Origin of the sequence: uncultured Shewanella sp. (genome assembly GCF_947495455.1) — a bacterium.
Classification (GTDB): domain Bacteria; phylum Pseudomonadota; class Gammaproteobacteria; order Enterobacterales; family Shewanellaceae; genus Shewanella.
Map to the genome: position 1 here is coordinate 1 of NZ_CANLZC010000039.1, position 26,813 is coordinate 26,813.

23 protein-coding genes are annotated in these 26,813 nt (G+C 40.5%); 20 read left to right on the forward strand and 3 right to left on the reverse strand.

The window, feature by feature from the left end; all coding sequences use genetic code 11:
- Positions 1-203 precede the first annotated feature (203 nt).
- The 11 genes from Q0791_RS11730 (at position 204) to Q0791_RS11780 (ending at position 14,400) form a co-directional block, all read left to right on the forward strand.
- Complete coding sequence (locus Q0791_RS11730; RefSeq protein WP_299006370.1) at positions 204-431, forward strand: hypothetical protein; 228 nt, start codon at positions 204-206, stop codon at positions 429-431.
- Positions 432-469: 38 nt separating this feature from the next.
- The gene (locus tag Q0791_RS11735) at positions 470-1,279 is read left to right on the forward strand and encodes a phosphate ABC transporter substrate-binding protein (protein WP_299006372.1); all 810 of its coding nucleotides are present in this window, start codon (positions 470-472) and stop codon (positions 1,277-1,279) included.
- 23 nt (positions 1,280-1,302) lie between these two features.
- On the forward strand, positions 1,303-2,118 hold the full coding sequence (pstC, locus tag Q0791_RS11740) for a phosphate ABC transporter permease subunit PstC (protein WP_299006374.1): 816 nt from the start codon (positions 1,303-1,305) through the stop codon (positions 2,116-2,118).
- Positions 2,102-2,950, forward strand: a complete 849-nt coding sequence (pstA, locus tag Q0791_RS11745; RefSeq protein WP_299006376.1) for a phosphate ABC transporter permease PstA — start codon at positions 2,102-2,104, stop codon at positions 2,948-2,950. Before pstC ends, pstA begins: the two co-directional genes overlap by 17 nt.
- Before the next feature lie 10 nt (positions 2,951-2,960).
- Positions 2,961-3,773, forward strand: a complete 813-nt coding sequence (locus Q0791_RS11750) for a phosphate ABC transporter ATP-binding protein (RefSeq protein WP_299006379.1) — start codon at positions 2,961-2,963, stop codon at positions 3,771-3,773.
- Positions 3,774-3,776: 3 nt separating this feature from the next.
- The gene (locus tag Q0791_RS11755) at positions 3,777-4,190 is read left to right on the forward strand and encodes an arsenate reductase ArsC (RefSeq protein ID WP_299006381.1); all 414 of its coding nucleotides are present in this window, start codon (positions 3,777-3,779) and stop codon (positions 4,188-4,190) included.
- 400 nt (positions 4,191-4,590) lie between these two features.
- A complete protein-coding gene (locus tag Q0791_RS11760; protein WP_299006384.1) occupies positions 4,591-8,598 on the forward strand; it encodes a TOMM system kinase/cyclase fusion protein in 4,008 nt (1,335 codons plus the stop codon).
- 22 nt (positions 8,599-8,620) lie between these two features.
- Complete coding sequence (locus tag Q0791_RS11765) at positions 8,621-9,454, forward strand: BMA_0021/BMA_0022 family TOMM bacteriocin (RefSeq protein ID WP_299006388.1); 834 nt, start codon at positions 8,621-8,623, stop codon at positions 9,452-9,454.
- Between the two features lie 82 nt (positions 9,455-9,536).
- Entirely contained in the window at positions 9,537-10,808 is a 1,272-nt protein-coding gene (locus Q0791_RS11770; RefSeq protein WP_299006391.1) for an amidohydrolase family protein, read from the forward strand.
- Positions 10,798-13,191, forward strand: a complete 2,394-nt coding sequence (locus Q0791_RS11775) for a YcaO-like family protein (RefSeq protein WP_299006393.1) — start codon at positions 10,798-10,800, stop codon at positions 13,189-13,191. Before Q0791_RS11770 ends, Q0791_RS11775 begins: the two co-directional genes overlap by 11 nt.
- Positions 13,192-13,431: 240 nt before the next feature.
- Positions 13,432-14,400: an FHA domain-containing protein gene (locus Q0791_RS11780; RefSeq protein ID WP_299006396.1), complete on the forward strand. Its 969-nt coding sequence runs from the start codon at positions 13,432-13,434 to the stop codon at positions 14,398-14,400.
- 99 nt (positions 14,401-14,499) lie between these two features.
- Here the strand turns inward: Q0791_RS11780 and ettA are convergent, their stop codons facing one another.
- On the reverse strand, positions 14,500-16,167 hold the full coding sequence (ettA, locus tag Q0791_RS11785; RefSeq protein ID WP_299006398.1) for an energy-dependent translational throttle protein EttA: 1,668 nt from the start codon (positions 16,165-16,167) through the stop codon (positions 14,500-14,502).
- A 427-nt stretch (positions 16,168-16,594) separates the two neighbouring features.
- Between ettA and glyA the strand changes: the two genes are divergently transcribed.
- The 9 genes from glyA (at position 16,595) to Q0791_RS11830 (ending at position 24,200) form a co-directional block, all read left to right on the forward strand.
- Complete coding sequence (gene glyA, locus Q0791_RS11790) at positions 16,595-17,851, forward strand: serine hydroxymethyltransferase (protein ID WP_299006401.1); 1,257 nt, start codon at positions 16,595-16,597, stop codon at positions 17,849-17,851.
- A gap of 130 nt (positions 17,852-17,981) precedes the next feature.
- Positions 17,982-18,431 carry a transcriptional regulator NrdR gene (nrdR, locus tag Q0791_RS11795; RefSeq protein WP_299006404.1) on the forward strand — a complete coding sequence of 150 codons (450 nt, stop codon included), beginning with the start codon at positions 17,982-17,984 and terminating at the stop codon, positions 18,429-18,431.
- Between the two features lie 110 nt (positions 18,432-18,541).
- Positions 18,542-19,660, forward strand: coding sequence for a bifunctional diaminohydroxyphosphoribosylaminopyrimidine deaminase/5-amino-6-(5-phosphoribosylamino)uracil reductase RibD (gene ribD / locus Q0791_RS11800; protein WP_299006406.1), 1,119 nt, complete (start codon positions 18,542-18,544; stop codon positions 19,658-19,660).
- A 53-nt stretch (positions 19,661-19,713) separates the two neighbouring features.
- Positions 19,714-20,379 (forward strand): riboflavin synthase, encoded by a 666-nt coding sequence (locus Q0791_RS11805; RefSeq protein WP_299006408.1) that lies wholly within the window; start codon positions 19,714-19,716, stop codon positions 20,377-20,379.
- 143 nt (positions 20,380-20,522) lie between these two features.
- On the forward strand, positions 20,523-21,626 hold the full coding sequence (gene ribBA, locus Q0791_RS11810; protein ID WP_299006411.1) for a bifunctional 3,4-dihydroxy-2-butanone-4-phosphate synthase/GTP cyclohydrolase II: 1,104 nt from the start codon (positions 20,523-20,525) through the stop codon (positions 21,624-21,626).
- Between the two features lie 157 nt (positions 21,627-21,783).
- Complete coding sequence (gene ribE, locus Q0791_RS11815; protein ID WP_299006414.1) at positions 21,784-22,260, forward strand: 6,7-dimethyl-8-ribityllumazine synthase; 477 nt, start codon at positions 21,784-21,786, stop codon at positions 22,258-22,260.
- 15 nt (positions 22,261-22,275) lie between these two features.
- The gene (gene nusB / locus Q0791_RS11820; protein ID WP_299006417.1) at positions 22,276-22,683 is read left to right on the forward strand and encodes a transcription antitermination factor NusB; all 408 of its coding nucleotides are present in this window, start codon (positions 22,276-22,278) and stop codon (positions 22,681-22,683) included.
- 65 nt (positions 22,684-22,748) lie between these two features.
- The gene (thiL, locus tag Q0791_RS11825; RefSeq protein ID WP_299006422.1) at positions 22,749-23,705 is read left to right on the forward strand and encodes a thiamine-phosphate kinase; all 957 of its coding nucleotides are present in this window, start codon (positions 22,749-22,751) and stop codon (positions 23,703-23,705) included.
- Positions 23,706-24,200 (forward strand): phosphatidylglycerophosphatase A, encoded by a 495-nt coding sequence (locus Q0791_RS11830; protein WP_299006425.1) that lies wholly within the window; start codon positions 23,706-23,708, stop codon positions 24,198-24,200.
- A gap of 65 nt (positions 24,201-24,265) precedes the next feature.
- Here the strand turns inward: Q0791_RS11830 and Q0791_RS11835 are convergent, their stop codons facing one another.
- Positions 24,266-24,766, reverse strand: a complete 501-nt coding sequence (locus tag Q0791_RS11835; protein WP_299006430.1) for an ankyrin repeat domain-containing protein — start codon at positions 24,764-24,766, stop codon at positions 24,266-24,268.
- A 78-nt stretch (positions 24,767-24,844) separates the two neighbouring features.
- Positions 24,845-26,350: a catalase gene (locus Q0791_RS11840; protein ID WP_299006433.1), complete on the reverse strand. Its 1,506-nt coding sequence runs from the start codon at positions 26,348-26,350 to the stop codon at positions 24,845-24,847.
- Positions 26,351-26,813: the final 463 nt, after the last annotated feature.

The following is a 26,813-nucleotide window of genomic DNA, read 5'->3' on the forward strand; positions in this document are numbered from 1 at the left end:
AGCCCTAACATTGACGCAGCGGTCATTTGGGTTAATTTTTTATTACAAACTTCCTTAATCACACCAATGCGGTGCAGTTCGTTTTCACTCATCGTAATTAACATGACACCAATCTAATACACCGGATTATTTGCTCCCAGCATACCAAAATGTGACATCTCTAAATTGGGGAAATGTGACATTACTATATTGGATCTACATGTGTGTCCGGTGCGACTCAACTTGAAAATTATTTAAAAATAATGCAATCCGTTGGATTTAAAAATTGCAAAGTGATGGGGTTTAAGACTTATACCAGAGAAGAGTTACTATCTGTGCTTGATTTAGAAACGACAGCAATAAAAAAAGGTGTAGGCCACTTTATGTTTAATCGCATGTTGAATGCTGTTTCAGGCAATATTCATAGTGTACATCTTTATGCTGAGAAATAGTTTTTATTTCCTATGAAGATTAAATGTGGAATAACGGTATGAAATTATTTTATTTATTAATAGTGCTGATTTTTATTACGGCTTGTCAGCCTAATGATGAGAGTGTTAGAGAAAAGATTACTATTACAGGTTCAAGTACAGTTGCTCCTTTGATTAGCCTAATGGCAGAAGTTTATGAGAAGCAGTATCCCAATGTCTATATTGATGTACAAACTGGAGGATCTTCTCGTGGTATTGCAGATGCCCGTTCGGGTATGGCTGATATTGGTATGGTATCAAGACAATTAAAGTTAAGTGAAGTGGACTTATCTTCTTATGTTATTGCGCTAGATGGTATTGCTATGATTGTTCATCGGGATAATCCTATCGTATCTTTGAATAGTCAACAAATTCAAGGGATTTATACTGATCAAGTGAACAATTGGGCTGCATTAGGAGGGGATGATCGAGGGATCACTGTTATTCATAAAGCTGCGGGTCGTTCAACTCAAGAGTTGTTTTTGAATTACTTTCAATTGAATGAAAGTGATGTGAAAGCAGATATTATTATTGGGGATAATCAACATGCCATTTTATCGGTAATGCAGTCACCAGAATCAATAGCTTATGTATCTATCGGCGCAGCTCAATTTGAAATTAATCATGGTGCACCCATTAAGTTATTGCCAATGAATGGTATAGAAGCGTCGATTCGCATGTTAAAAAGCCATACATTTCCCATTATGAGGGAGCTTAATTTAGTCACTTTAGGAGAGCCATCTCTCGCCGTTAAGCAATTTATTCAATTTTCGCAATCGTCAGTGGTGTTGCCGATTGTTAATGACCAATTTTTTGTTGTTGCACAATGAATAGGCTGTGGATGTTGACATCGATGTTACGATTTACTGCTTGGGTATCGGGCGGTATTCTGATTTTCATTGTGATTTTTTTAGCATGGGAAAGTGCAAAATTATTTGCCATTGTTTCTCCTTTACAGTTATTGACCAGTGAGGCTTGGAACCCGACAAGTCAGCATTTTAATTTAGTGCCCATGTTAGTGGGAAGTCTTTATACAGCATTAGGTGCCATATTGCTTGCCATACCTTTTGGTTTAGCCTTGGCTATTTTTGTCCGCTTTTATGCGCCTAAATGGATTGCTCATTTTTTCCGTGTGATAACGGAGTTATTAACTGGGGTACCTTCTGTTGTTTTTGGACTTTGGGGCTTATTGGTTATCGTGCCCTATATTAATCAAATTGCGCCACCTGGTGCCAGTTTATTAGCGGGAACGTTAGTATTGGCATTAATGATTTTACCTCTAGTTGCTATTACGGCTGATAGTGCTTTAGAAGCTGTGCCAAAGGATTATTATATTGCTGCTTATGCCATGGGGTTACCGCGCTACAGTATTATTTCTAGTATTATTTTACCTTCTGCTTCACCTGGTATTTTTTCGGGCATGATATTGCAACTGGGTCGTGCTTTAGGAGAAACCATGGCTGTATTGATGGTTTGTGGAAATGTTGTTCAAATTCCGCACTCAATTTTTGATCCTGTTAGAACGTTAACAGCAAATATCGCTTTAGAGATGTCTTATGCAATGGATATTCATCGTTCGGCATTATTTGTGAGTGGTTTTATTTTGTTATTAATGACGAGTTTCTTAGTTTTTATTGTGAGTCGATATAAGCATGAATATACACAGTAGAGTATACATTTTTGAGTGGTTTTGGCGCCTCACTATTTGGTTAATGGCAGGTTTATGTTTATTGCTCCCCTTAATGCTTGTGCTGGATGTACTCTATCGTGGGTTACCTTCTTTAACCTTTAATTTCTTATTGGATAATCCAATGAATGCTGGAACAAAAGGTGGGATCTACGCCATCATAGTCTCTACTTTTTGGGTACTTTTTGTGTGCTTCTTAGTCGTGATCCCTGTGGGCATTGGCAGTGCGTTATATTTGAGCGAGTGCCTAAAGGTGGGCAGTAAAAAAGGTCAGGTTATTCGGCTGAGTTTACGTATTTTATCGTCCGTGCCTTCTATTGTGTTTGGCTTATTTGGATATGCCATGTTCGCTATTTATTTTAAGATGGGGTTTTCTATTTTATCGGGAGGATTAAGTTTAGCGTGTATGGTGCTGCCGTTATTTATTCTCATTTCAGAGCAAGCTTTTCAAGCGGTACCCAGTGAATACAAGAAGTCTTCAGAGGCATTGAATATATCTCTGGGTGCTTATATCGCAAAGATATTATTACCTATGAGCAGTCCCGGTGTGATCAGTGCCTTGATTATCAGTGTGGGAAGGGCACTGGCGGAAACAGCGGTATTGATTTACACCGCAGGTTATGTGACTAGAGAGCCGAGTACCTTGTATGACTCTGGGCGTGTGTTGTCTGTTCATATTTATGATCTATCGATGAATGTGATTGGTGGCCAACAAAATGCGGCAACGACGGCAGCTTTCTTACTTATTTTGTTAATTTTGCTAAATATTTTAGCAAGACGGATCAGTCATAGATTAACTCGGCATTCAAGGTGAGGAGAGAAAAATGCATTTTTTGAGTCGATTGATGAAAAAGAGTGAAGCTTTGACTGAACAAACTGCAGCCAGTCTTGAAATCAATCAGTTATCTATTAAGTATTGTCATAAACAAGCGATTAATAATGCTTCGTTAATCGCAAAACCTGGAAAGATAACTGCGCTTATTGGCCCGTCAGGCTGCGGTAAAAGCAGTTTGTTAAGTACTATTAATCGTATTCATAAGTTAGTGCCTGAATGTTGCGTAGAAGGAGAGATTAAACTTGACGGTGTCAATATTGATACCATACCAGATAGTATACTCAGGCAACGTGTTGGTATGGTTTTTCAACAGCCCAATCCATTTCCTCTTTCAATTGAGGATAATATTCAGTTCCCTTTACGTCAGTACGGCATTACGAATAAAGCTATTTTGAAACAAAAAGTCGAGAAAGTACTGCGAGAGGTAAATTTGTGGAGCGAAGTGAGGCAGGATTTAAAGAAGGGAGCTTTTATGCTCTCTGGTGGGCAACAGCAAAGACTGTGTATTGCACGTTCATTGGCGTTAGCGCCGAGTATCTTACTACTTGATGAACCTTGCAGCGCACTTGATCCACTGTCTACTGCCAGTATTGAAGGTTTATTATTAAAGTTAAAAGATAAAGTGACCATTATTATTGTGACCCATAATTTAGGTCAAGCAAGGCGTATTGCCGATCAAGTGTGTGTGTGTTGGGTGAATGAAGAGGGAGGCTGTATTGTTGAAAGTGGCAGTAATGACAAAATATTTAACCATCCAACTCATTCTGCGACACATTTATTTTGTCATGGTTTACAGGGGTAAATAATGAATATTCTCGTTGTTTGTACTGGGAATGCATGCCGATCTCAGATGTTACATGGTTTCTTAAAGCAGTATTTAGGTTTTAACGTATACAGTGCTGGCATTGAAACTCATGGAGTTAATCCGATAGCTATTCGTGTGATGAAAGAAGTCAATATTGATATTGCTGATCATCAATCTAACTTAATAGATGATTATCAAGATATGCGCTTTGATTACCTTATTAGTGTGTGTGACAGAGCGAATGAAATGTGTCCCACTTTCTCTCATAATTTAAAAAGAATTCATCATAGCTTTGAGGATCCGAGCTTGTTTTTGGGGGTGGAGAGTCAAGTCATAGATGAGTTTCGCCGAGTGAGAGATCAAATTAGTGAATTTGCTGAGCAATTATCGATAAGCTTGCCAATATCGCTTTGAGATTGAAGATTTCGCGTTTAAAGTTACATATTGTTTACATTAAATTATTTATCCTGTAGATTTATACCCGTGATACTTGAAGGTGCATGTTTTCAGAGCCTGTAAAAGTGCCTAATTCAAGGCGTATTATTGCAAGAATGCTATTGCCTTTTAAGATGATACAACGCAGAAGTCGGTGCTTTTACAGACTCCCAAAGGGCTGGTTTAAAAGCCTTTTATACTGTGTTACTGAACATCAGCTTAGAATAACTAGGCACGCTGTTCAAAGCCTTGTCTAAAAGGCTTTTCATTCCAGCTGAACCCTGCACCTTCAAGTATCACGGGTATAGGTTTCAAATAAGTTAGGGGCTGAGTCTTACCTTTTCTGGCAAGTTTGTCATGATTTGAGGGGCGCAGAAAAATGAGCTTATGTCAGTTACCGACTTCCCATATTTCAACAAAATTTCATTCTGAACACTATCAGTTACTGGATAAAATTGGTCAAGGTGGCTTTGGACAAGTTTATCGTGCGACCCATATTAAAACCAATCAAATGGTGGCCATTAAATTTTTAACCTTGTCTTCTGATTTTGATGAAGATAAGCGTCAGCGTTACCTTGCAAGATTTCAGCGTGAAACTCAATTAAACAGTCGTCTTTCTCACCCCAATATTGTGCGTTTACTCGATAAGGGTTGCATTGACGATGAGCTGATCTACGCCGTTTTTGAATATATTGAAGGTCAATCCCTAAAGGAAGTGTTATTTGAGCAGGGTCCATTGAGGCCAATACAAGCGGTTAATGTGATGTCTCAAGTTTTAGATTCTTTATCCCATGCCCATGAACGTGGTGTGATCCATAGAGATCTTAAGCCTGCCAATATCATGTTAATGAAATCGGATGTTAATCATCATGTCAAAATCCTTGATTTTGGAATTGGTGCACTGACAAATGAAGCGCGAAAAGCTGATGATTTAAGTTTGACATTAACTCAAGAAACATTAGGCACCCCTTCCTACAGTGCGCCGGAGCAATTGAGAGGCGAGCCCCCTACAATCAAAAGTGATTTATATGTATGGGGACTGGTGTTCCTTGAATGTTTAACAGGGCAAACTGTGATGGCAGGTGCTAATTTAGCGTCCATTTTTCATAAACAATTAAGTCAATCCAATGTGCCTATTCCCGTTGGGTTAGCGGGCCACCCTGTGGCAAATTTATTGCGCCGTGTTTTAAATAAGAAAGTGCAAGAGCGAGCGGGAGTGGCGGCGGAGATTTATCGTGAGTTGAACCAGTTAAATTTTTTATCTTTAGTGGGGCAACTTGCTCCTTTAATAGAGCAGGCTCATGAGGCTAGGCCTTCTGCTACATCCACTGTATTGATGGATTATGATGAAACACAACTGGATCTAGATGTCTTTGCTTTTAGTGGTTTGGTTGAACGTAAACAGATCAGTGTACTGTGCTTATCATTACATATTATTTCACTTGTTGAAGATCGAGTGGATTTAGAGGTTATCGATGCCATTCATCGCGATCAAAAGTCGCAATGCTCAAATATAGCCGTGAGCTTTGGTGCTTTTCATGTTGGGGATCTTGGAGATACTCAACTCTTCTATTTTGGCTATCCTAAAGTGAGTGATAATGATAGCCGCTTATGTGCGCGTACGGCACTGGAAATAAACAGCCGATTGAATAAATGTAACGCCTTACTGAGGTTGAGTGTTGGTATTGAAGTGCAAGTGAGAATGGCGATGAATACTGGCGTGGTGACCCATTATCGAGATTCAGTGCCTGAAGGGGATACGATTAACCGTGCTATGGCATTAATGCGCTATGCCATGGCGCAACAAATATTATGTACTCAAGCCAGTGAACGACTCCTTGGCAATCATATTGAGTTTGCTGAAAGCAAAATAAAAAGTGATGATTTGTTTTTTCAAGGTGGTGTTTATCAGTTGCTTGGTGAGCGTAAGGTGGAAGCCTTTAGTTTTCTTAGGGCTAATGCTCGTTATCATGACTTCATTGGTCGAGAACCAGAGATGCGGCTGTTACTGTCTTTGGTTGAAGAGAGTAAAGGAAAAGCGGCTTATCTGTATGGTGAAGCTGGAATAGGTAAATCTCGATTGATGTTTGAGTTAAGGAAGGCAGTCAACACACACGAACAAATTATCATTCAGTGTTTACCGGAGCATCAATTTAATGCCTTATACCCGATTTTATCATTGTTGAAATATGCTTATTCTGTCGAGAGAGTCACTTCTACTCGCTTGATCCAACAATTCACATCCATATTAAATCAATATGATGGCGTTGATACCGAGCAGAGCATCCTTGTTTTGTGTATTTGGTTCGGGTTGACTTTACCTGATACGCAAGATGTTATGGATTTAAAACCAGATAAACAGAAAAGCATTCTGTTTGATGTATTACTCATTTTATTGCGAAATATACCAGGTAGACAAGATAAGCCACTTTCTTTATTGATTTTTGAAGATTTACATTGGAGCGATCCAACGAGTTTGGAATTTTTGCGTTATTTACTTCAACATCCATTGTGTGATAGCGGAAAAATAACCTTATTAATGACCTCTAGGAAGGCGTTGTCGCAACTTTGGCATGAGAATATTGCGGCTGTGAAATTAAAGGGGCTGACACAAAGGCAAATTCATCAAATCGTGAAGAATATGTTTGAACGAGAGAATGTTGCGACGCGAGTATTAGCGCTTGTCTGCCAGCGTACCGATGGTATTCCATTGTTTATTGAAGAACTGGTTAATATGCTTCGGGATAAAAAATGGATACAGGTACTTAATGGTCAGGTGGATTTTGTGAGTGATGCAGCCTTATCTGAAATTCCTCATACCTTATTGGATTCTTTGCAACAAAAACTGGATGCTTTAGTGTATGCAAAAGAGACGGTGCAATTGGCCGCTTGTATTGGCCGTGAATTTGACTATGGCTTATTGGTTGCCGCATCGGATCGCACTGAAGAGAAAGTACAAAATGATATTGATGAATTATTAAATCAAGCATTAATTTATCAATTGAGGCAAGTGAAAGGTGATCGTTATATTTTTAAACATGCTTTAGTGCATGAAGCTGCTTATGCCAACATTGATAGTCGCAATAAAAAGCACTTCCATGGATTAATTGCTCATGAACTACTGCAAACAGAAGCACCTAACGCCATGGAAGTGGCGCTTCATTTTGCTCATGCTGCTCATTTTACTCAGGCGACATTCCAGGGATTAATGGCATTAAAACGCTTGTCTGTGGCGGGGGCAAATGCGGAAGTGTTAAGTTTAACTGAGCAGTTAATGACTTGGATAAATGAAATACCCGATCCGGAACATCGCGCTTTATCAAGATTGAAATGTTACCAGATGAGTCTTTCTTCAGAGCTCGTGGTAAACAGTTATACCTCTGAGACCGCTCAGCGATGGAATCAGGATATTCAAGGTATTTTGCCTACTCTTTCAAGGAGGGTGAAACAAAGTGAAGGGCATTTGTGTCATCAATTGACTATGACCAGTGAATTTCTTCATTTTTTGCATTTACATCATTCCTCTCAGTATCAAGAGGCAAGGGTGTTAGGCGAAGGGTTGTTAATACGCTATGATGTGGCTGATTATCAAGAATATCATGTGCCGACTTTGTGTTTCTTGGCGCAAAACTACCAGTTAACTGGCAGTTTTCATCATTCTATTGAACGATTTGAAGCGGCCATTGCTTTATATGAAACTGTGCCTCAACAATTGTTTATGGAAAACAATACCGACTTTAAGCCCTATTGTTTAGGCATGTTATCTTTATCTTATTTACACATAGATCAATTGGATAAAGCCATAGTACTGGCTCAATCAGCGGTTAATTTATCCGGCGAAGGTCATTATCCCGTGTCCTGTGTTGCATCGCATATTTTTTATGCCTTATGCATGAGCTTCAAGGGAAATGATGCAGAGGTGATAAATATCTGTGAGAATTATTATCGCCAATACTATCAAGCTGATAATCCAGTATTTTATACTCTTTATATTGATATTTTATTGGAAACGGCAAAAGGGAACTTAAATAAAGCGAAGCAGAGTGTTATGACTTTATGTGACTCTGATTACGATTTTGCTACGGGTTGGTACATTCATTTTATCGCTAAAAAATTGCTGGCTCAGTCTCGTGTTGATGAAGCATTATTATTAATGGAACTATCTTTTGACAAGTCCATTAATAATAATGAGATGGCCGCTATGCCCATTGTACAAAATACTCTGGCATTGGTGCTGTTTAGACAAGAAAAAGGGCCGTGTGAGAGAGGTAAGTTGCTTTTGCACGCATCGATTAAATTAGCGAAAAAACAAAAAGCTTATTTATTTTTAAAAGAAGCCTTGTTAATTAAAAAGCAATGGCTGAAAAACGATGATGTTATCCATTAATATTAATCAAAAAAGGTGAGCGATGAGTAATACTATTTTAAGTTTTAAAACAGCTTATTTATCGGCAGTGGCAAAGGCATGGACAGCGCCTGAATCTGATTTTTCCAAAAACTTTTATAAAGAAGGTGAGACGAATATTTTAACCTTTTTAGAAGAGCATTCTGGAACGCCGAAACAGTTTATTAATCCGTGGAAAAATTTGATAATTAATTTTTTAAAAGATGATGGGCATGATTTACATTGGGATCCCATTAAAACCGGTCGCTGGGTAGGCGATGATGATAGGCTCACTATTTATTTTCCTGACGATCCGAGTATTGATCATAGAGTGGAAGCCTTAGCTAAGTATAATCTTATGTTTCCGACTTTTATGGGAAGAATAAAATCGAACTTTGAAATGTTGTTTAATGCAGAAAGTCAGCAAGTGATTATTGATTCATTGAATGAAAAACATATTCCTATTCCCAGTATATTAACTATGGGGGTGGCTGATTTTGATTTGTTAGATTTTTCGGCTGTGGTATTGCGGGCTATTTCGCTGTATTGGGAGGATGGTAATTTTAAAGCAAGTATAATAAATGAAAAGGGGGATTTCTCAGATAAAACACCGATTCTATCTAAGTGGTTTGGTTATAATAATCCTTGGAACTTTAGTCTTAATTTTAAAAATAATAAACGGTTTGATCTTAAGAATGGATGTGATTGTGATAGTCAATATCCCGCGAATATTATTTCGCTTGGTAAGCCGAAAAAGCCACACCTGCTCAATGGAAAGCAAAGCGATAAGGCCATTCTTCCCATTGCATTAGCCGCTTATAACGATGATGGCAATTCTTACCCTTTTACTTGCTGTTAATCACTGGATGCAAAGTGATTTTTCAAAAAAGTGTTTCTAGCTCATTTTTAAGTCGCCAAGTTAAGAATAAGGATGTTACCAAATGCTCCTCTATGATGCTGACAGGCATGTCATTGAGCCCATTGATATGTGGGAAAAATACGTTGATCCGATTATATTTAAGCAATTTCCTCTTCACTTAATTGAAGAAGCGATGGCGCCGTCGGCTCTTGTCGATGCTGGTGGTAAAAATCAGCCTGTACTCCCCACTTTTGCTATTGGGCCTTTTCCTTTGCTGTTCCATTGGGGGAGTGCATTAAAGCTTGCCAGTAGTCAGCAAAATGATAATAGCAAAGAACAACGGCTTAAAGCTATGTCAGCTGCGACGCAATTGGACAGTATGGATAGCGCTCAAGTTCAATGGGCTTGTTTATTCCCGACTTTTGCCATGTATATTGTTAATCATGCTTTACTTCCAGCTGAGGTGTCTTTGGCTTATGCCGATGCCTATAATCGTTGGTTAAAGCAATATTGTGCCATAGATCCGCAGCGGTTAAGAGCAGTGGGTCTTATCAGCCGTCATCAGCCCAATACTTTATTAATGCAGCTTGATCGCGTCATTGACAATGGCTGGACTGCGATTACCCTGAGGCCTGAAGTGATAGCTAAGCGAAGTTTGGGGCACAGTGATTATGCCCTGTTTTGGAAAAGGGCTGAGCAGCACAATATCGCTATTGCCATTCATGGTGGGACGAATTTGCATGCATCGACCGTTGGTACGGAACGTTTTCATTCACGGTTTGCATTGCATGCGTGTTCTCATCCCATGGAAGCTCAAATGGCTTTTGTGTCTTTGCTAGAATCAGGTGTTTTTGAGCGTCATCCTAACCTGAAGTTTGGTTTTTTAGAAGCGGGGGCTTCTTGGGTGCCTCATTGGCTCTGGCGATTAGATAATATTTGTTTTCCCGAGTTTCCCAGCCTAGTGAATGATAATATAAAGATGAAGCCTTCTGCTTATTTTAAACGCCAGTGTTGGGTGACACTTGAGTTGGGAGAGCCTTGTCTGCCTGAAGTCATTAATGTGATTGGCCACAAAAAGTTGCTCTATGGGAGTGATTTTCCCCATCCAGATCATCAGCATTTTGCCACATTGAATATACAAGAGCAGCTTTGCGAATTAACGGCTCAAGAGCGGCTTGATATTCTTGAAAATAATGGAAGAGATTTTTATGAACTCGCCATGGATGATATTCAAGGTGAACGGCATTCTACACCAATAGGCCAAGATGTAGGCAATAGTGCTGGAAATAGAAATAGTGTAGGCAATGACATGCATAAAGGGAAAGTGTGTGAGGAAGTGCTAGATGATGCCTGATGCCATTTTGAATGAGAAGGCACTCAATATTCTAGACCCTTTACTCAGTCAACTTGAAATAGATCCCGAAAAAAATATTCAATGGCACCCTAAGTTTAATGTTTATGTGCTCAAAAATAATGATGTTTTTTTAGTGTCATCCACACAGCAATGGCTATTAACGGCGCTGCAATTTCCTTTTTTTGCTTTGATTAAAAATGAAGGTAACAAAGGAAGAATTTATCAGTGTATTAAGAGGCATTATGGATCTATTGAGCTTGATGTAGCTCTTGTGCGTCAGGCCATGATGCAATTTGATGAACAAGTGACACAACTGATTAATCAAGCACTTATTATTGAAGATGATGTGGCACCTCCTTTTTATTGTAAACCTGAGTATTACAAGCTTGAGTATCGGCAAGATAAGAGCGATAAGCCACTGGTTAAGGGCGTTACCGACAATATTCAACTCCTGAGTTTATCTGTATTGCCTAAGCAAATGATTGATGAATGGATGTTGCAGTTTTATCATGAATTAGCTTTGCAGCTTGAGGGTTGGCAAGATTTACATATCAGTCTTGTTTTAGTGGATGACATGTTAGATCCTCGCGTTAGTCAGTTAACCTTACATGCTTCTTTTTTTGTGTTGCAAATTGATCCTGATAGGTTATGGCTCAGCCCTTGTTTTGAATTGAAAAATATTGAGTTTTTTTTACGCTTTCAAAGACGCTTGCTGTCTAATCAGCCTATTAAACAATGGCTTGAACTCAAATGGCCTGATGTTTGTCATGCTTATCCTGTACGTGCTGACATGCCCGTATTGGATCCGTCTGATAAGCAAAATGGCTTTATAGTTCAAATGGCGAAGAAGGTGAGTCAACTGTTAGCTCGGCAGCTAACCTTAAGTGAGGATGTGCTTTGGGCATATAATGCTGATAATAATGCTTTTTCATCTCATCCTATTAATCATGAATTAAAAAGTCGTGAGTTATTTTATCCGAATATGCAATCTCCTATTCATCTCTCGCAAGATGTGAGCTGTCCTGATATCGAAGGGGGCTTAAGGGTGGTGGATGCGCGTTGCAGCGTGAATCGTTTACTGACACTGGTGAGTCCAATCACGGGGGTGATCAACCACTTAACCCAATTAAATCAGGAAAGAGATCATCCCATTCATGTTTATAGGACGGGCTTTTTTCGTCCACTAAATTTGGCAAATAGTGAGACTAATGAGCGTTTTGTGCAAATATGTTTAGGTAAAGGGGTGTGTACTGAACAGTCTAAAGCCAGTGGACTGTCGGAAGCCATTGAGCGTTATTGCGCGATTTATCAAAAAGAATTACCTATATTGCACAGCTCTCCTCAAGCACTGAAAGCGGCTAAGTTGAGGTATTTTGATTTTCACTGCTTAAACCCTTTTAGTGAGACTCAATATGATGCATTTGAGCGAAAACAACACACAGAACTAGAAAAAGCGCACTCAGTTAAGCGTTATAAAGGACAAGCTATTCACTGGCTGCCCAGTTGGTCTTTAACTCACAATGAGTGGGTCTATTTTCCAATGAGTTTAGGCGCGAGTCAGCTCCCCTTTGATGACATGCAATATGGCCGATGGCATTCCAATGGTTGCGCTGCTGGGAATACTGTTGAAGAAGCGATTTTACAAGGTTTGCTTGAGCTTATTGAGCGAGATGCCGTGGCAATTTGGTGGTATAACCGATTGGTGTGCCCAGAATTTGATTTATCTCGTATTGATGAGGCAAGATTAAATAAATTGAAGATGACCTTATCATCCAGCATAGAGAATTGGGCGGATAGGGATAATAAGGATATTGCCAATCAAGCTCCCCGTGAAGCGGGTTATGATTTTTGGGTACTAGACTTAACCCATGATCTGGGTGTACCTGTGATGGCGGCAATAGGGAAACATGCTGTGACGGGGCAGTTTATTTTAGGTTTTGGTTGCCATTTACAGTCTGAAGTCGCCGCTGAGCGAGCGTTGACGGAATTATGTCAATTGCAGCTCATTGCCAATAGACATAGTGCGCCGTTTGACTTTAATGCCATCATAGATAGTGAGTATCTTTATCCTCAGCGGCAGTCTCAAGTTAATCAACATGAGTTTAATGTTCCTTACTCGATGAGTTATCAATCCGATCAGACATTGGATAGGATTATTAAGGGTTTAGTATGCAAGTTGAAAACCTTGGGCTTTGAGATCAGTATTTATAATTACAGTCATGGCGAGATAATGCTAAAAACGGTGAAAGTCATGGTGCCTGGTTTATGCCATATTTGGCCACAATTGGGCAATCAACGTTTATATCAATTACCCGTCGCATTAAAGCTCAGACAGCAAGCACTTGATGAAACATCGATAAATCAGCATTGGTTGTATATTTAATTCTATGGGCATTTATTCGTATACCGAGTATCAAAAGTTGTTGCATTATCTCGAAAGGTACCTATATTCCATCAATAATGCGCCTCAAATTATCGCTCAACTGAGCGCTCTGAGGCGATCATTTTATATTGGGTTAGCTATCGCATTGTAATAGGGTGTAATAGCTTACTTTACTCAAATCTCACAAAATTAAGGGTATTAGATTATTCAGTAGCAAATGAGTTCAGTTAGGGAGAGATTATGGCGAGTATGTTTAATGAAGCCACAGGCACTAGCGTATTATTACAACCTCAACATGTTTTTGGTCGCCATCCTACGGCAGCGACATTGTTAACCAATATGGAGGCCTCTCGAACTCATGCCGTTGTGATTTGGGACGGAGAGCATTGGATTTTACAAGATACCAGCACTAATGGCACTTTTGTGAATAATCTAAGACTTGAAAAAGGCAGTAAAATTCAATTAACTCAGGGTGATACCATAAAATTTGGTTCTTTAAATGTGGAAGGCTGGTTCATAAAAGACTTAAGTGCTCCAAAGAGTGTGTTGCTGCCTTTAACTTTAGGGTTAGAGACCATTCATCTTGAAGCGATCACAGTGCTGCCATCGGAAGCTTCACCTGAAGTGTCGATTTATCCTTTTCAAGGTCAATGGTTATGTGAGACGCAAACCGGCACTGTGGCCTTAAAAACAGGGGACTGTGTCGGCACCTCTGAGTGTCAATGGCGTTTTGTCGATGGTACGGCGAGCATTGAGACGGATATTGTCAACAATGATAAGCCTTTGACATTTGATGATATTCGTTTGATTTTTGATGTTAGTCAAAATGAAGAGCATGTGTCAGTGACGCTTTTATTAGATGAGACGCCTATTGATTTGGGAGAGCGGAATCATCATTACTTACTCTTATTATTGGCGCGTAAATCACTAGAAGACAGACAATTGGGGGTTTGTGATGCAGAAAAAGGTTGGTTAGATAAAACCTTATTGTGTCAGATGTTAGGACAAAGTGAAAATCACATCAACATTCATATTTATCGATTTAGAAAGCAATTATCGGCGCTTTATCCTGATGCAGAGCAGCTGTCGACATTGATTGAACGGCGTTGTGGGGAAATTCGTTTTAGTCCCATTGGTTTCGATATTTTTGGTGGGCTGACTTTAGAGCCCAATACTCAGGAGAAAGGCAAGCCAATTAGATTGAATTAAATAACATTTTTGACACTCATTATTCCGAGTTCAGATTAAATAGCCAAACCACTTGGAAACGTGCAGTCTTAGGCGGTTTGGCCATTATTATAAGTATTATTATTTGCTTATGCGCTTATAGCGTAAACGATGGGGCTCAATCACATCGCTACCCATAGTCTCTTTTAACCAAGCAGAATACTCAGTGTAATTACCTTCATAGAAGTTCACTTTACCTTCATCTCGATAATCGAGAATATGGGTGGCGATTCTATCAAGGAACCAACGGTCATGAGAAATCACCATAGCACAACCCGGGAATTCCAGTAGGGCTTCTTCTAGTGCCCTTAAAGTTTCGACATCTAAGTCATTGGTTGGCTCATCCAGTAATAAAACATTGCCGCCCGCTTGAAGCAGTTTAGCCAAATGGACTCTGTTGCGTTCACCGCCGGAAAGCGTGCCGATGATTTTTTGTTGATCGCCTCCGCGGAAGTTAAAGCGTCCAACATACGCTCGGCTGGGGATCTCGGTATTATTGATGCGCATAATATCCTGCCCATCAGAAATTTCCTGCCAAACCGTATTTTTATCATTCATGGAATCACGGAATTGCTCAACTGACGCAATTTGTACTGATGTACCCAGCTCAATACTGCCGCTGTCGGGGGATTCGGTACCTGAAATCATTTTGAAAAGGGTTGATTTACCTGCGCCATTGGCACCAATAATGCCCACAATGGCCCCTTTAGGTACAGAGAAGCTTAAATCATCAATGAGAACGCGATCGCCATAGGATTTTGTTAGGTTAGTGACTTCTATGACTTTATCGCCTAAACGCGGTCCAGGTGGAATAAATAACTCATTGGTTTCATTTCGCTTTTGGTAATCATTGGTGTTTAATTCTTCAAAGCGAGCCATACGGGCCTTGCCTTTAGATTGACGACCTTTACTGCCTTGACGTACCCATTCAAGTTCTTTTTGAATGGTTTTTTGGCGAGCACTTTCTGTGGCAGACTCTTGCTGTAAGCGAGCCTCTTTTTGTTCAAGCCAAGAAGAATAATTGCCTTCCCAAGGAATGCCTTCACCACGGTCTAGTTCTAATATCCAGCCTGCTGCATTGTCTAAGAAATACCTATCATGGGTAATAGCCACAACTGTGCCCGTATAATCTTGTAAGAAGCGTTCTAACCAAGCGACGGATTCAGCATCTAAATGGTTGGTGGGTTCATCGAGTAATAGCATGTCGGGGCGCTCAAGCAGTAAGCGACAAATGGCAACACGGCGACGTTCACCTCCCGATAACACGGCAATTTTCTCATCCCAATCGGGCAAGCGAAGTGCATTGGCTGCTCGCTCTAATGCGTTGTCTAGGTTGTGAGCATCTTGCGCTTGAATGATGGCTTCCAGTTGGCCTTGCTCTTTCGCAAGGGCATCAAAGTCGGCATCTGGTTCGGCATAAAGTGCATAGACTTCATCGAGACGAGTGAGGGCATTTTTAGCCACAGAAACGGCTTCTTCAACGGCTTCTCGCACTGTCTGCTGAGGATCAAGTTTCGGCTCTTGAGGTAAATAGCCGATTTTGAGATCTTGCATAGGACGGGCTTCACCTTCAATTTCGGTGTCCAGTCCCGCCATAATCTTTAATAGTGTCGATTTACCTGAGCCATTAAGGCCTAGCACACCAATTTTGGCGCCAGGGTAAAAACTGAGGGAAATATCTTTTAGAATTTGTTTCTTTGGGGGGACAATCTTACCGACCCGCAGCATGCTATAGACAAACTGAGCCATTTGAATTCCATGGTAATGAATAATTATCTCATTATCTTCTCATACTGATATGGATGGACTCAAGTCGGGCTTAAAAAAGGGGGAGGATATGATGACTCATGAGTGACCATTTCATTTTCTTTTTCGATTGAGCGGTTTTATGGCTTAGTTTTGATTTTTGACTTTAGTCTAGAGTCTACTAATTTGTTATAAGTGTATTGATTGTTAGGGTTAATTTTTCGTTGAGTTGTTTTTTGTTTTCACTTGTCAAAAAGAAAAAACGGTACTGTTTTTGCACACGAATATTGAGTTTGTTATTTACTACATCACTTGAATCAAAATCAGGTTAACTAGGTGGTTTTTTCATGTGTAAAGGCTGGGATTGTATTCAATTGAAGAGTAGAATAGCGCGCAACCTTATCGAGAGAATTGACAGCTGGAGTGAGCAATGCTGAAAAGAGACATGAATATTGCGGATTTCGACCCGCAATTATTCCAAGCCATCGAGAATGAAACCCGTCGTCAAGAAGAGCACATAGAACTTATTGCTTCTGAAAACTATGCAAGTCCTCGTGTTCTTGAAGCACAAGGTTCACAGCTAACCAATAAATATGCTGAAGGCTATCCAGGTAAACGTTACTATGGTGGTTGTGAGTATGTGGATATCGCAGAAGAGCTGGCCATTTCACGCGCAAAAGAGCTATTTGGTGCCACTTACGCCAATGTACAGCCTCACTCTGGTTCACAAGCAAATGCGGCTGTTTTTATGTCGTTACTTGAAGGTGGTGATACGGTACTTGGCATGAGTTTGGCTCATGGTGGCCATTTAACCCACGGCTCTCATGTGAGCTTTTCTGGCAAATTGTATAATGCCGTGCAATATGGCATTGATGAAACCACAGGTAAAATTGATTACGCTGAAATTGAACGTTTAGCGCTTGAACATAAGCCTAAAATGATTATTGGTGGTTTTAGTGCTTACTCAGGCGTTGTTGACTGGGCAAAATTTCGCGAAATAGCGGATAAAGTGGGTGCTTATTTATTTGTTGATATGGCGCACGTAGCAGGTTTAGTGGCGGCGGGTATTTATCCGAGTCCGTTACCACATGCTCATGTTGTGACAACGACTACCCATAAGACGTTAGCCGGTCCACGTGGTGGACTTATTTTATCGGCTATCGATGATGAAGCGATTTATAAAAAATTAAATTCTGCCGTGTTCCCTGGTGGCCAAGGTGGACCTTTGATGCACGTGATTGCAGCAAAAGCCGTCGCGTTTAAAGAGGCGTTAGCACCTGAGTTTACCGCCTATCAAAAACAAGTGGTACTCAATGCTAAGGCTATGGCAAATACCTTTATTGAACGTGGTTTTGATGTTGTTTCTGGTGGCACAGATAATCATTTATTCTTGCTCGATTTGATCAGTAAAGATATCACAGGTAAAGATGCCGATGCAGCATTGGGGCTTGCGAATATTACCGTGAATAAGAACTCGGTACCGAACGATCCTCGTTCACCTTTTGTCACTTCTGGTCTACGTATAGGCTCACCAGCGATAACTCGTCGTGGTTTTAAAGAGGCGCAGGCGACAGAGTTGGCCAATTGGATGTGTGATATTTTAGATGATATCAGTAATACAGAGACGATAGAGCGCGTTAAGAAGCAAGCCTTGGCATTATGTGCTCAGTTCCCTGTTTATGCTTAAGCCGCTTTAATGGTTAAATAAGTACCGTAAATAAGGTAAACTGTTATAGCCGCATTTTTGCGGCTATTTTTTTTACTCAATTTGGCAATCAAGCCAGTTGGTTTAGATTGTGGATAGGCAGGAGGCTTGAATGCATTGCCCATTTTGCAGCGCAACGGATACAAAGGTTATTGATTCACGATTGGTTGCTGAGGGCCATCAAGTGCGCCGCCGCCGAGAGTGTGTGAAATGCCATGAGAGATACACGACTTTTGAAGGGGCCGAGCTGGTTATGCCTCGCGTCGTGAAACAAGATGGAAGTAGACAGCCCTTTGATGAAGCAAAATTGAGAGCTGGAATGTTGAGATCGGTAGAAAAACGACCTGTCTCTATGGATCAAATCGAAAAGTCCATTACTCAAATTAAATCGACCTTAAGAGCCACAGGTGAGCGTGAAATTAAGTCGCAGATGATAGGTAATTTGATGATGGATCAGCTGGTGGATTTAGATAAGGTGGCGTATATTCGTTTCGCTTCGGTTTATAGAGCGTTTGAAGATGTTTCTGAATTTGGTGATGCTATCGCTAAATTACAAAAATGAGCACAGTGCTAAAGGCTTTAAGGATAAAGGCTGATCACTGTGCTGAAAGTAAACTTTGATACCCATTTGCTATATAAAAGTGAAGTAGGGTTTGATGACACGGATAAAAAATGTGGTCTATTCAAGATATTAAGATGATGAGTCGTGCGTTAACCTTAGCGCGTAAAGGCCTTTATACCACTCGGCCAAATCCGAGTGTTGGTTGTGTGTTGGCTCAAGGTGGCGAAGTGATAGGAGAAGGATATCATATCAAAGCGGGCGGACCTCATGCTGAAGTCCATGCTTTGGCTCAGGCAGGGAGCAAAGCTAAGGGGTGCACGGCGTATGTCACTTTAGAGCCTTGTAGTCATTATGGTCGAACGCCTCCTTGTGCTAAAGGGTTAATTCAGGCGGGTGTGACTCGAGTGGTGATTGCGACAGAAGATCCTAATCCTCAAGTGAAGGGGCGCGGCATTGCGATGTTGCAAGATGCGGGGATTCAAGTTTCTGTGGGATTATTAGGTCCAGAGGCGATAAAACTGAATAAAGGTTTTATGAAGTCTATGGCCAAAAAACTCCCTTGGGTGACAGTAAAATTGGCTGCAAGCTTAGATGGTAAAACCGCTTTGTCTAATGGAGTATCGAAATGGATCACAGGGCCTGAGTCTCGCCGTGATGTGCAACGATTGAGGGCAAGGCATGGCGCTTTAGTCACGGGAATTGAGACGGTACTAGCGGATAATCCTCATTTAAATGTGCGTTACAATGAACTGGGAGAGTTAGTCCATTCATTATCTGAGAGTGATGTCATACAGCCTATTCGTGTGATCTTGGACAGTCGAGCAAGATTGCCTGAAAAAGTGGCATTATTTGATATACAAAGCCCTATTTTACTCGTTTCTTGTGTGCCTTATTCTGAAGAGAGCCGTCAAGCTTGGCCTGATCATGTGAGTCATTTATTATTACCCTCGATTGATGGGCGAGTCGATTTAGCGAAATTATTAGAACATTTGAGCACCTTATGCCATAGCGTGTTGGTCGAAGCGGGCGCAACTTTAGCGGGGGCCTTTATGGCTGAAGGCTTAGCCGATGAACTGGTGCTTTATCAAGCGATAAAAATACTCGGAGATAAAGGGCGAAATTTATTATCTTTGCCTGAATATGGCTCGATGGCGATGCTACCTTCAATGACATTAGTTGATGAACGTAAGGTGGGATCGGATACCCGTTTAACGCTCAAGTTAAGCTAATAAAGAAAGTGCTCCATGTTTATCTTGATTGTGGATTTACCTGAGTAATTAATATGTTTACTGGAATTATTGAGTCTGTTGGAACATTACGAAAAATAGAACGTCGTGGTGATGATATTCGTTTAACTGTGGCCAGCGGGCAGCTTGATTTAAGCGATGTAAAGTTAGGTGACAGTATTGCCACCAATGGCGTTTGCTTAACGGTTGTTGAGTGCTTAAATGATGGCTATGTTGCCGATATTTCAGCAGAAACAGTCGCACTGACGGGATTTTATCATTACACTGTGGGCGAAAAAGTGAACCTTGAAAAAGCCGTCACGCCGATGACGCGTTTAGGAGGACACATGGTCAGTGGTCATGTCGATGGCATCGCCCAAGTCGATGATAGGCAATTGAGAGGCAAAGCTATTGAGTTTTGGTTGAGTGCCCCTAAAGAACTTGCCCGTTATATTGCCCATAAAGGTTCGGTCACCATAGATGGTGTCAGTTTGACGGTGAATGAAGTGGCTGGGCATCAATTTCGCCTAACCATAGTGCCTCATACTGCAGCAGAAACCACACTGATCCATTTAAAAGTGGGTGACAGTGTCAATCTTGAAGTGGATTTAATTGCTCGCCATCTAGAAAGGTTAATGCAACTGAGTGGTGACAATACCCACTCTAATGAGGGCGACGGTGTGACAATGGATTTGTTAGCGCGCTCTGGTTTTTTAAGGTAGAAAGTTTTTGATAGCAAATTCATATATTGCAATAGAAATGTATTTTTAATGACTGGTCTACGGCGATGAGAGTTTATTGATTTCGTGAAGATAATGAATAACACATTATTGTTTCGTAGCTAAATAACGATAAGGTTCGACTAATGGCATTACACAGTATAGAAGAGATCATCGAAGATATTCGTCTCGGAAAAATGGTGATCCTCATGGATGACGAAGACCGTGAAAATGAAGGCGATCTTATTATGGCTGCTGATTGCGTGACACCTGAAGCAATCAATTTTATGGCCACATACGGTCGAGGCTTAATTTGTCAAACATTGACACAAGAACGCTGTAAGCAGTTAAACCTTCCATTAATGGTTAGCAATAACAATGCGCAGTTTTCAACTAACTTTACGGTATCAATAGAAGCGGCTAAAGGAGTGACGACGGGTATTTCAGCACAAGATCGCGCTGTTACCGTCAAAGCGGCTGTGGCTAAGGATGCTAAAGCGGCGGATTTAGTGCAACCTGGACATATATTTCCATTAATGTCTCAAGAAGGTGGAGTGCTTATTCGTGCAGGTCACACGGAAGCGGGTTGTGATTTAGCGCGTTTGGCTGGATTTGAACCTTCGGGTGTCATTGTTGAGATTTTAAATGAAGATGGCACTATGGCAAGATGTCCTGATTTAGAAGTTTTTTCTGAAAAACATGACATTAAAATGGGAACCATTGCGGACTTAATTGAATATCGTAATACGAAAGAAACGACTGTGGTTCGAGAAGGTAAGTGTCGATTACCCACGCGTTTTGGTGAGTTTGAAATGATCACTTTTAAAGATACCATAGACAATCAGCTGCATTATGCGTTAGTTAAAGGTGAAGTGAAGGAAAATACATTAGTCAGGGTGCATCTGCAAAACACCTTTAATGATTTATTATATTCAGAAAGAAACCAGCAGCGTAGCTGGCCACTTGATAAGGCAATGCAACGTATTGCGCAAGAAGGTGGTGTGTTAGTGCTATTGGCTAACCATGAAACCAATGATGATATTTTGTCAAAAGTAAAAGCTTTTGCCGCAGAAGATGATGGACAAGCCCCGAGCTCAGCAAAATGGACGGGGACGTCAAGACGTGTGGGCGTAGGATCGCAGATTCTAGCGGATATTGGCGTGACAAGCATGCGTTTATTGAGTTCACCTAAACGTTATCATTCTCTTTCTGGTTTTGGATTAGAAGTCACAGAGTATATTGCAGAGTAATTGTTTTTTGATTTGAGTGATTCCAAGTCTTAGAAATGATGAAAAGTCAGTTAATCAATTTCATATAAATTGCATAAGGATCACTGAGGATGGCTGTGGTATCATACCGCCTTCTCCGCCCTTATGCTGGGTAATTAAGCTAATTTTAGGTAGAATAATGAACGTAGTGCAAGGTAATATCGAAGCAAAAAATGCCAAGGTTGCGATTGTCATATCGCGTTTCAACAGCTTTCTTGTTGAAAGTTTACTTGAAGGGGCGGTGGATACGCTTAAGCGCTTTGGACAAGTTGCAGATGAGAACATCACTGTAGTACGTGTTCCGGGTGCTGTTGAACTGCCTTTAGCAGCTCGCCGTGTGGCGGCAAGTGCTAAATTTGATGGTATCATTGCGCTAGGTGCAGTGATCCGTGGTGGTACCCCTCATTTTGATTTTGTTGCAGGTGAATGTAATAAAGGATTAGCTCAAGTTGCGCTTGAATATGATCTTCCTGTTGCATTTGGCGTTTTAACCACAGATACCATAGAGCAAGCGATTGAACGTTCTGGTACTAAAGCAGGTAATAAAGGCGGCGAAGCTGCTTTAAGCTTGCTGGAAATGGTTAACGTACTGCAAGAACTTGAAGCACAGTTGTAAGATTAGGAACTCGTAATGAAGCCTTCTGAGCGCCGCAAGGCCCGCCGTTTAGCCGTTCAGGCTATTTATTCTTGGCAATTAAGTGGTAACAATGTTGCCGATGTTGAACATGAATTTTTAACTGAACATGTAGTAGAGGGCGTTGATATCGCTTATTTTCGTGAGTTATTCACGGGGGTCGCGACAAAGAAAAGCCAATTAGATGAGCTTATTGCTCCTCATTTGGAACGTCCACTCGATGAAGTGGATCCGGTTGAAAAAGCCATTTTACGATTAACGACTTTTGAGTTAACTTATCGTAAAGATGTTCCTTATAAAGTGGCCATTAATGAGGCAATAGAGCTAACGAAAGCTTTTGGTGCCGAAGATGGTCATAAATTTGTCAATGGAATACTTGATAAAATAGTGGGACGTAAAAAATAAACGGAAACGGTATCTTAAGGATGCCGTTTTTTTTAGCTTAATATTTTATAAATGTGATTGCTATTGTGAAAGAATTTCAATTAATTGAACGATTTTTTACCAAGCGTTCTTCCCCGCGCCGAGATGTCAGCTTAGGCATTGGTGATGACTGCGCCTTAGTGGAAGCGACAGAAAACAAGTCGATTGCGATATCTTGTGATATGTTAGTTGAAGGGGTGCATTTTTATAAAGATATGCCCGCTCATGCCTTAGGTTATAAATCATTAGCGGTTAATTTATCTGACTTGGCTGCCATGGGAGCTGAACCTGCTTGGATGACTTTGGCTATTACTTTGCCTGAAGTGGATGAGTCTTGGCTCAGTGAATTCAGTGATGGTTTGTTTGAAGCGGCCCAATATTACGGCGTGTCCTTAATTGGGGGGGATACGACTCGCGGACCAAGAAGTATCTGTATCACCATTCATGGAAAAGTGAGCCAGGAGCAAGCATTGACACGCAGTGGTGCTCGAAATGGGGATTGGATTTACGTGACCGGTACCTTAGGCGATTCTGCGTTAGGTTTAACTATTTTACAAGGTAAAATAGAAGCGAGCGCTGCGGATAAAGACTATTTAATAAAAAGACACTACTATCCCACACCTCGCGTTTTAGCTGGCCAGTCTTTACGTCAATTAGCGACCAGTGCCATTGATTTATCAGATGGCTTAGTCTCGGATCTTAATCATGTGATTAAAGCCTCTAATGTGGGGGCTGTGATTGATGTGGATGCCATTCCTTTGTCGGCAGCTTTGCAAAATGTGGTTTCTCTTGATGAGGCGCTCAGTTATGCGCTAACTGGAGGAGAAGACTATGAATTACTGTTTACGGTTCCTGAATCACAAAAAGGCGCTTTAGAAACCTCTTTGGCTCAAGCTGGTGTGACGTTTTCTAAGATAGGTCAAATCACAACGAGTGAGCAATTAAAGTTACAGCGTAACGGACAGGCTTTTGAAGCTAATAATTACGGATTTGAACATTTTTAAATGAATTTACTTTCTAAAGATAAAGCATTATTACGTTTATCCTTACGTAATCCCATCCATTTCTTGGCGTTAGGTTTTGGTTCTGGTTTGGCAGCGAAGGCCCCGGGGACTTTTGGTACCTTGGCGGCGATTCCTCTGTATTTATTGATGATGCAGTTAAGTTTTCCCGTGTATATATTTTGTATTGTTTTGGGGACCATTGCGGGGATTTATATCTGCGGTAAAGCGGCAAAGGACATGCAAGTTCATGATCATGGCGCTATTGTATGGGATGAAGTTATTGGGTTATTGATCACTATGATTGCCGCGCCTGCTGGCTTTTTATGGTTGGTTGTTGGCTTTGTGTTATTTCGTTTTTTTGACATTTTAAAACCTTGGCCAATACGTTGGCTTGACAAACATGTTCATGGAGGCCTTGGGATCATGGTTGATGATGTGCTGGCCGGGATCCTAGCGTTATTTTGTTTGCAAGTATTGGCATTTAATTTTGCTTAAGCATACCGAAAAAGTAAAAATGCGTTTTCATTAATACGTATTTTTACTTTTTTATTCTAGCTTTATTACTGAGCAACATTGAGTGCTTCAGCTTGCCCCCAATATTGTGCAAATTCTTGTACCGTTAATCCAGATTTATTGGTTAATGTCTCATCACATTTTTGTGAATAGAGTAGACGAGCAATGCTCACTTCGGCTTTAATGAGCGCTCCCATAATCGCGGTGTTACCTCTTTTATCTTGTATACATGCATTGGCGCCGCACTGTAATAATAATTGTGTTGTTTCGTATTGGCCACTGTAGGCAGCCACCATCAGTGGAGTATAGCTTTGACTATTGACTTGATCGATAGGAAAGCCTGCATCTAAGAATCGATTAATGATTTCATTATCACCCGTTCTTGCTGCGGCAAAAAAATAGTTAATGAGTTTATCGACACCTGCATTATTCGTGTTATTCGCGGAAGTGTTTTCTATTGGATGATTAATGGTTTTGGCTTGTACGACATTACCTAGACCAAACAAGATCACATTAATGATAATAATGAAAGCAAAAAAGAATCTCATAATAATTGCCCTTATTCAAAGTATGCGGATTAAATATAAAGAGCCATAAAGCATATTGGCTCTTTATATTGATAGGGGTTATTGGCTCATGGCTTTGACTTTTGCAATGTCCTCATTGACAGCTTTAGTTAGGCGGCTACCAAAGTTTTTGTCTGCTTTGTAGAAGTAACTTAGCATGGTATATTTTACTGTTGGGTTTTTCACTTGACCCAGATCCCCCGCTAAATTCGAGATTAAATCAGTTTGATCTTGTTTCGATAAACTTCTATACAAGACGCCCGCCTGAGAGAAATTATTTTGTTTTTTGATTGCCAGCTGTTCAATGTTGCCACTCACTGGTGTGTTAACACTTTTATATTGCGCATCATCGCTTAAGGCAACGTGGCGGCTAGGTTGATAATTTATATCTGACTGTGTATAACTGTTACTGCTTTGCCCGTCTTGATTATAATTTTTTACAGGCGCGATTGATTGGTTCACTGGGATCTGCGACAAATTGGCGCCTAAACGATATAGCTGAGTATCAGCGTAAGAGAAGATGCGGCCTTGTAATAAACGATCTTCAGACGGCTCAATACCTGGTATTAAATTCGATGGTGCAAAAGCAGCTTGCTCCGTTTCTTGGAAAAAGTTATTCGGTACGCGATTAAGCGTCATAGTGCCCACTTTAACTTCAGGAATATCCAACCACATTTTTGTTGCATCAAGTGGGTTATAATCAAAGTTACTCAAATCTTCGGGCTTGATGATTTTGACGTATAGATCCCATTTAGGGTAATTGCCTTTGTTAATTTCAGTATAAAGATCATCAGTTAAGTGGTTAAAGTTTTCACCTTGTATTTTGGTGACTTCTTCACTATTTAAGCCTTTAACGCCTTGTTGGCTTTTCCAGTGAAACTTAACGTAGTTGACTTCATTATTCTTATTTATCCATTTGTAGGCATGTACACCCCAACCATCCATTTCTCGGTAGCTTGCTGGTGTGCCTAAGTTGCTGTAAACCCAAGTGAGCATATGGGTTGAGCCGGGTTCATGACTAAAAAAATCAAAGAAACGATTAGGATCTTGTAAATTAGTCACTGGTGATGGCTTTAATGAATGCACCATATCAGGAAATTTAATGGCATCCCGAATGAAGAAAACGGGAAGGTTATTGCCCACTAAATCCCAATTACCTTCGTCAGTGTAAAATTTAGTGGCAAACCCTCGTGGATCTCTTAATGTTTCAGGTGAGCCTTTTGAGTGGATCACCGTTGAAAAGCGAACAAAAACAGGTGTCACTTTATTCGCTTGACTAAAAGGCGCAGAGCGTGTGAGCTCACTAAAATCACCAGCAGATACAAATTCACCATAGGCACCAGTGCCTCGAGCGTGTACGACCCTTTCTGGGATACGTTCCCGTGCAAAGCGTTGCAGCTTTTGAATGAGATTGACATCTTGCAGTAATACAGGACCATTGCTACCTGCTGTTGTGGAGTTTTGGTTATCACCGATAGGGGCGCCATTATCACGGGTGATAACATCAGCTTGTGCGCTGAGTGTGAGTCCTATGGAAAGACATGCAATACTTTTCGTTAGTTTCATAATGGATCTCCAAGCTAATATTCTCTAGTGATTTATGCAGGCAAGTATTATCGATATATTGGATTAATTGCAGCTACTTTTATCGATTATTTGAATTTAATAAATCGATTAGTGTGAAGATTAAATGGAGACAGTCATCAATACGCCGGCAATTCCCTATGATGTTGATGTTTATTAATTATAAATATAACAGTTGGTTATTAACAAATTTTGAATATATACAAGGTGATTTTTGACAAAGAGATTGGCATTATAGGAATGAAGGAAAGCAAGGGATACAAGGATATTGACAGTAAAATGATTTTTTGTCTGGTTTATATGTGTCTATTTTGTTTTATTTATTGATTACTTTTGTTTGTTGGGTGGCTTTGTTTGTTTTTATTATGGTGTTTTCTTGTTTAGTTTAGAGCAGATGATTAGCCGCAATTTCAATATCCTCGTGCATGAGTCCGTTGCACGAGGA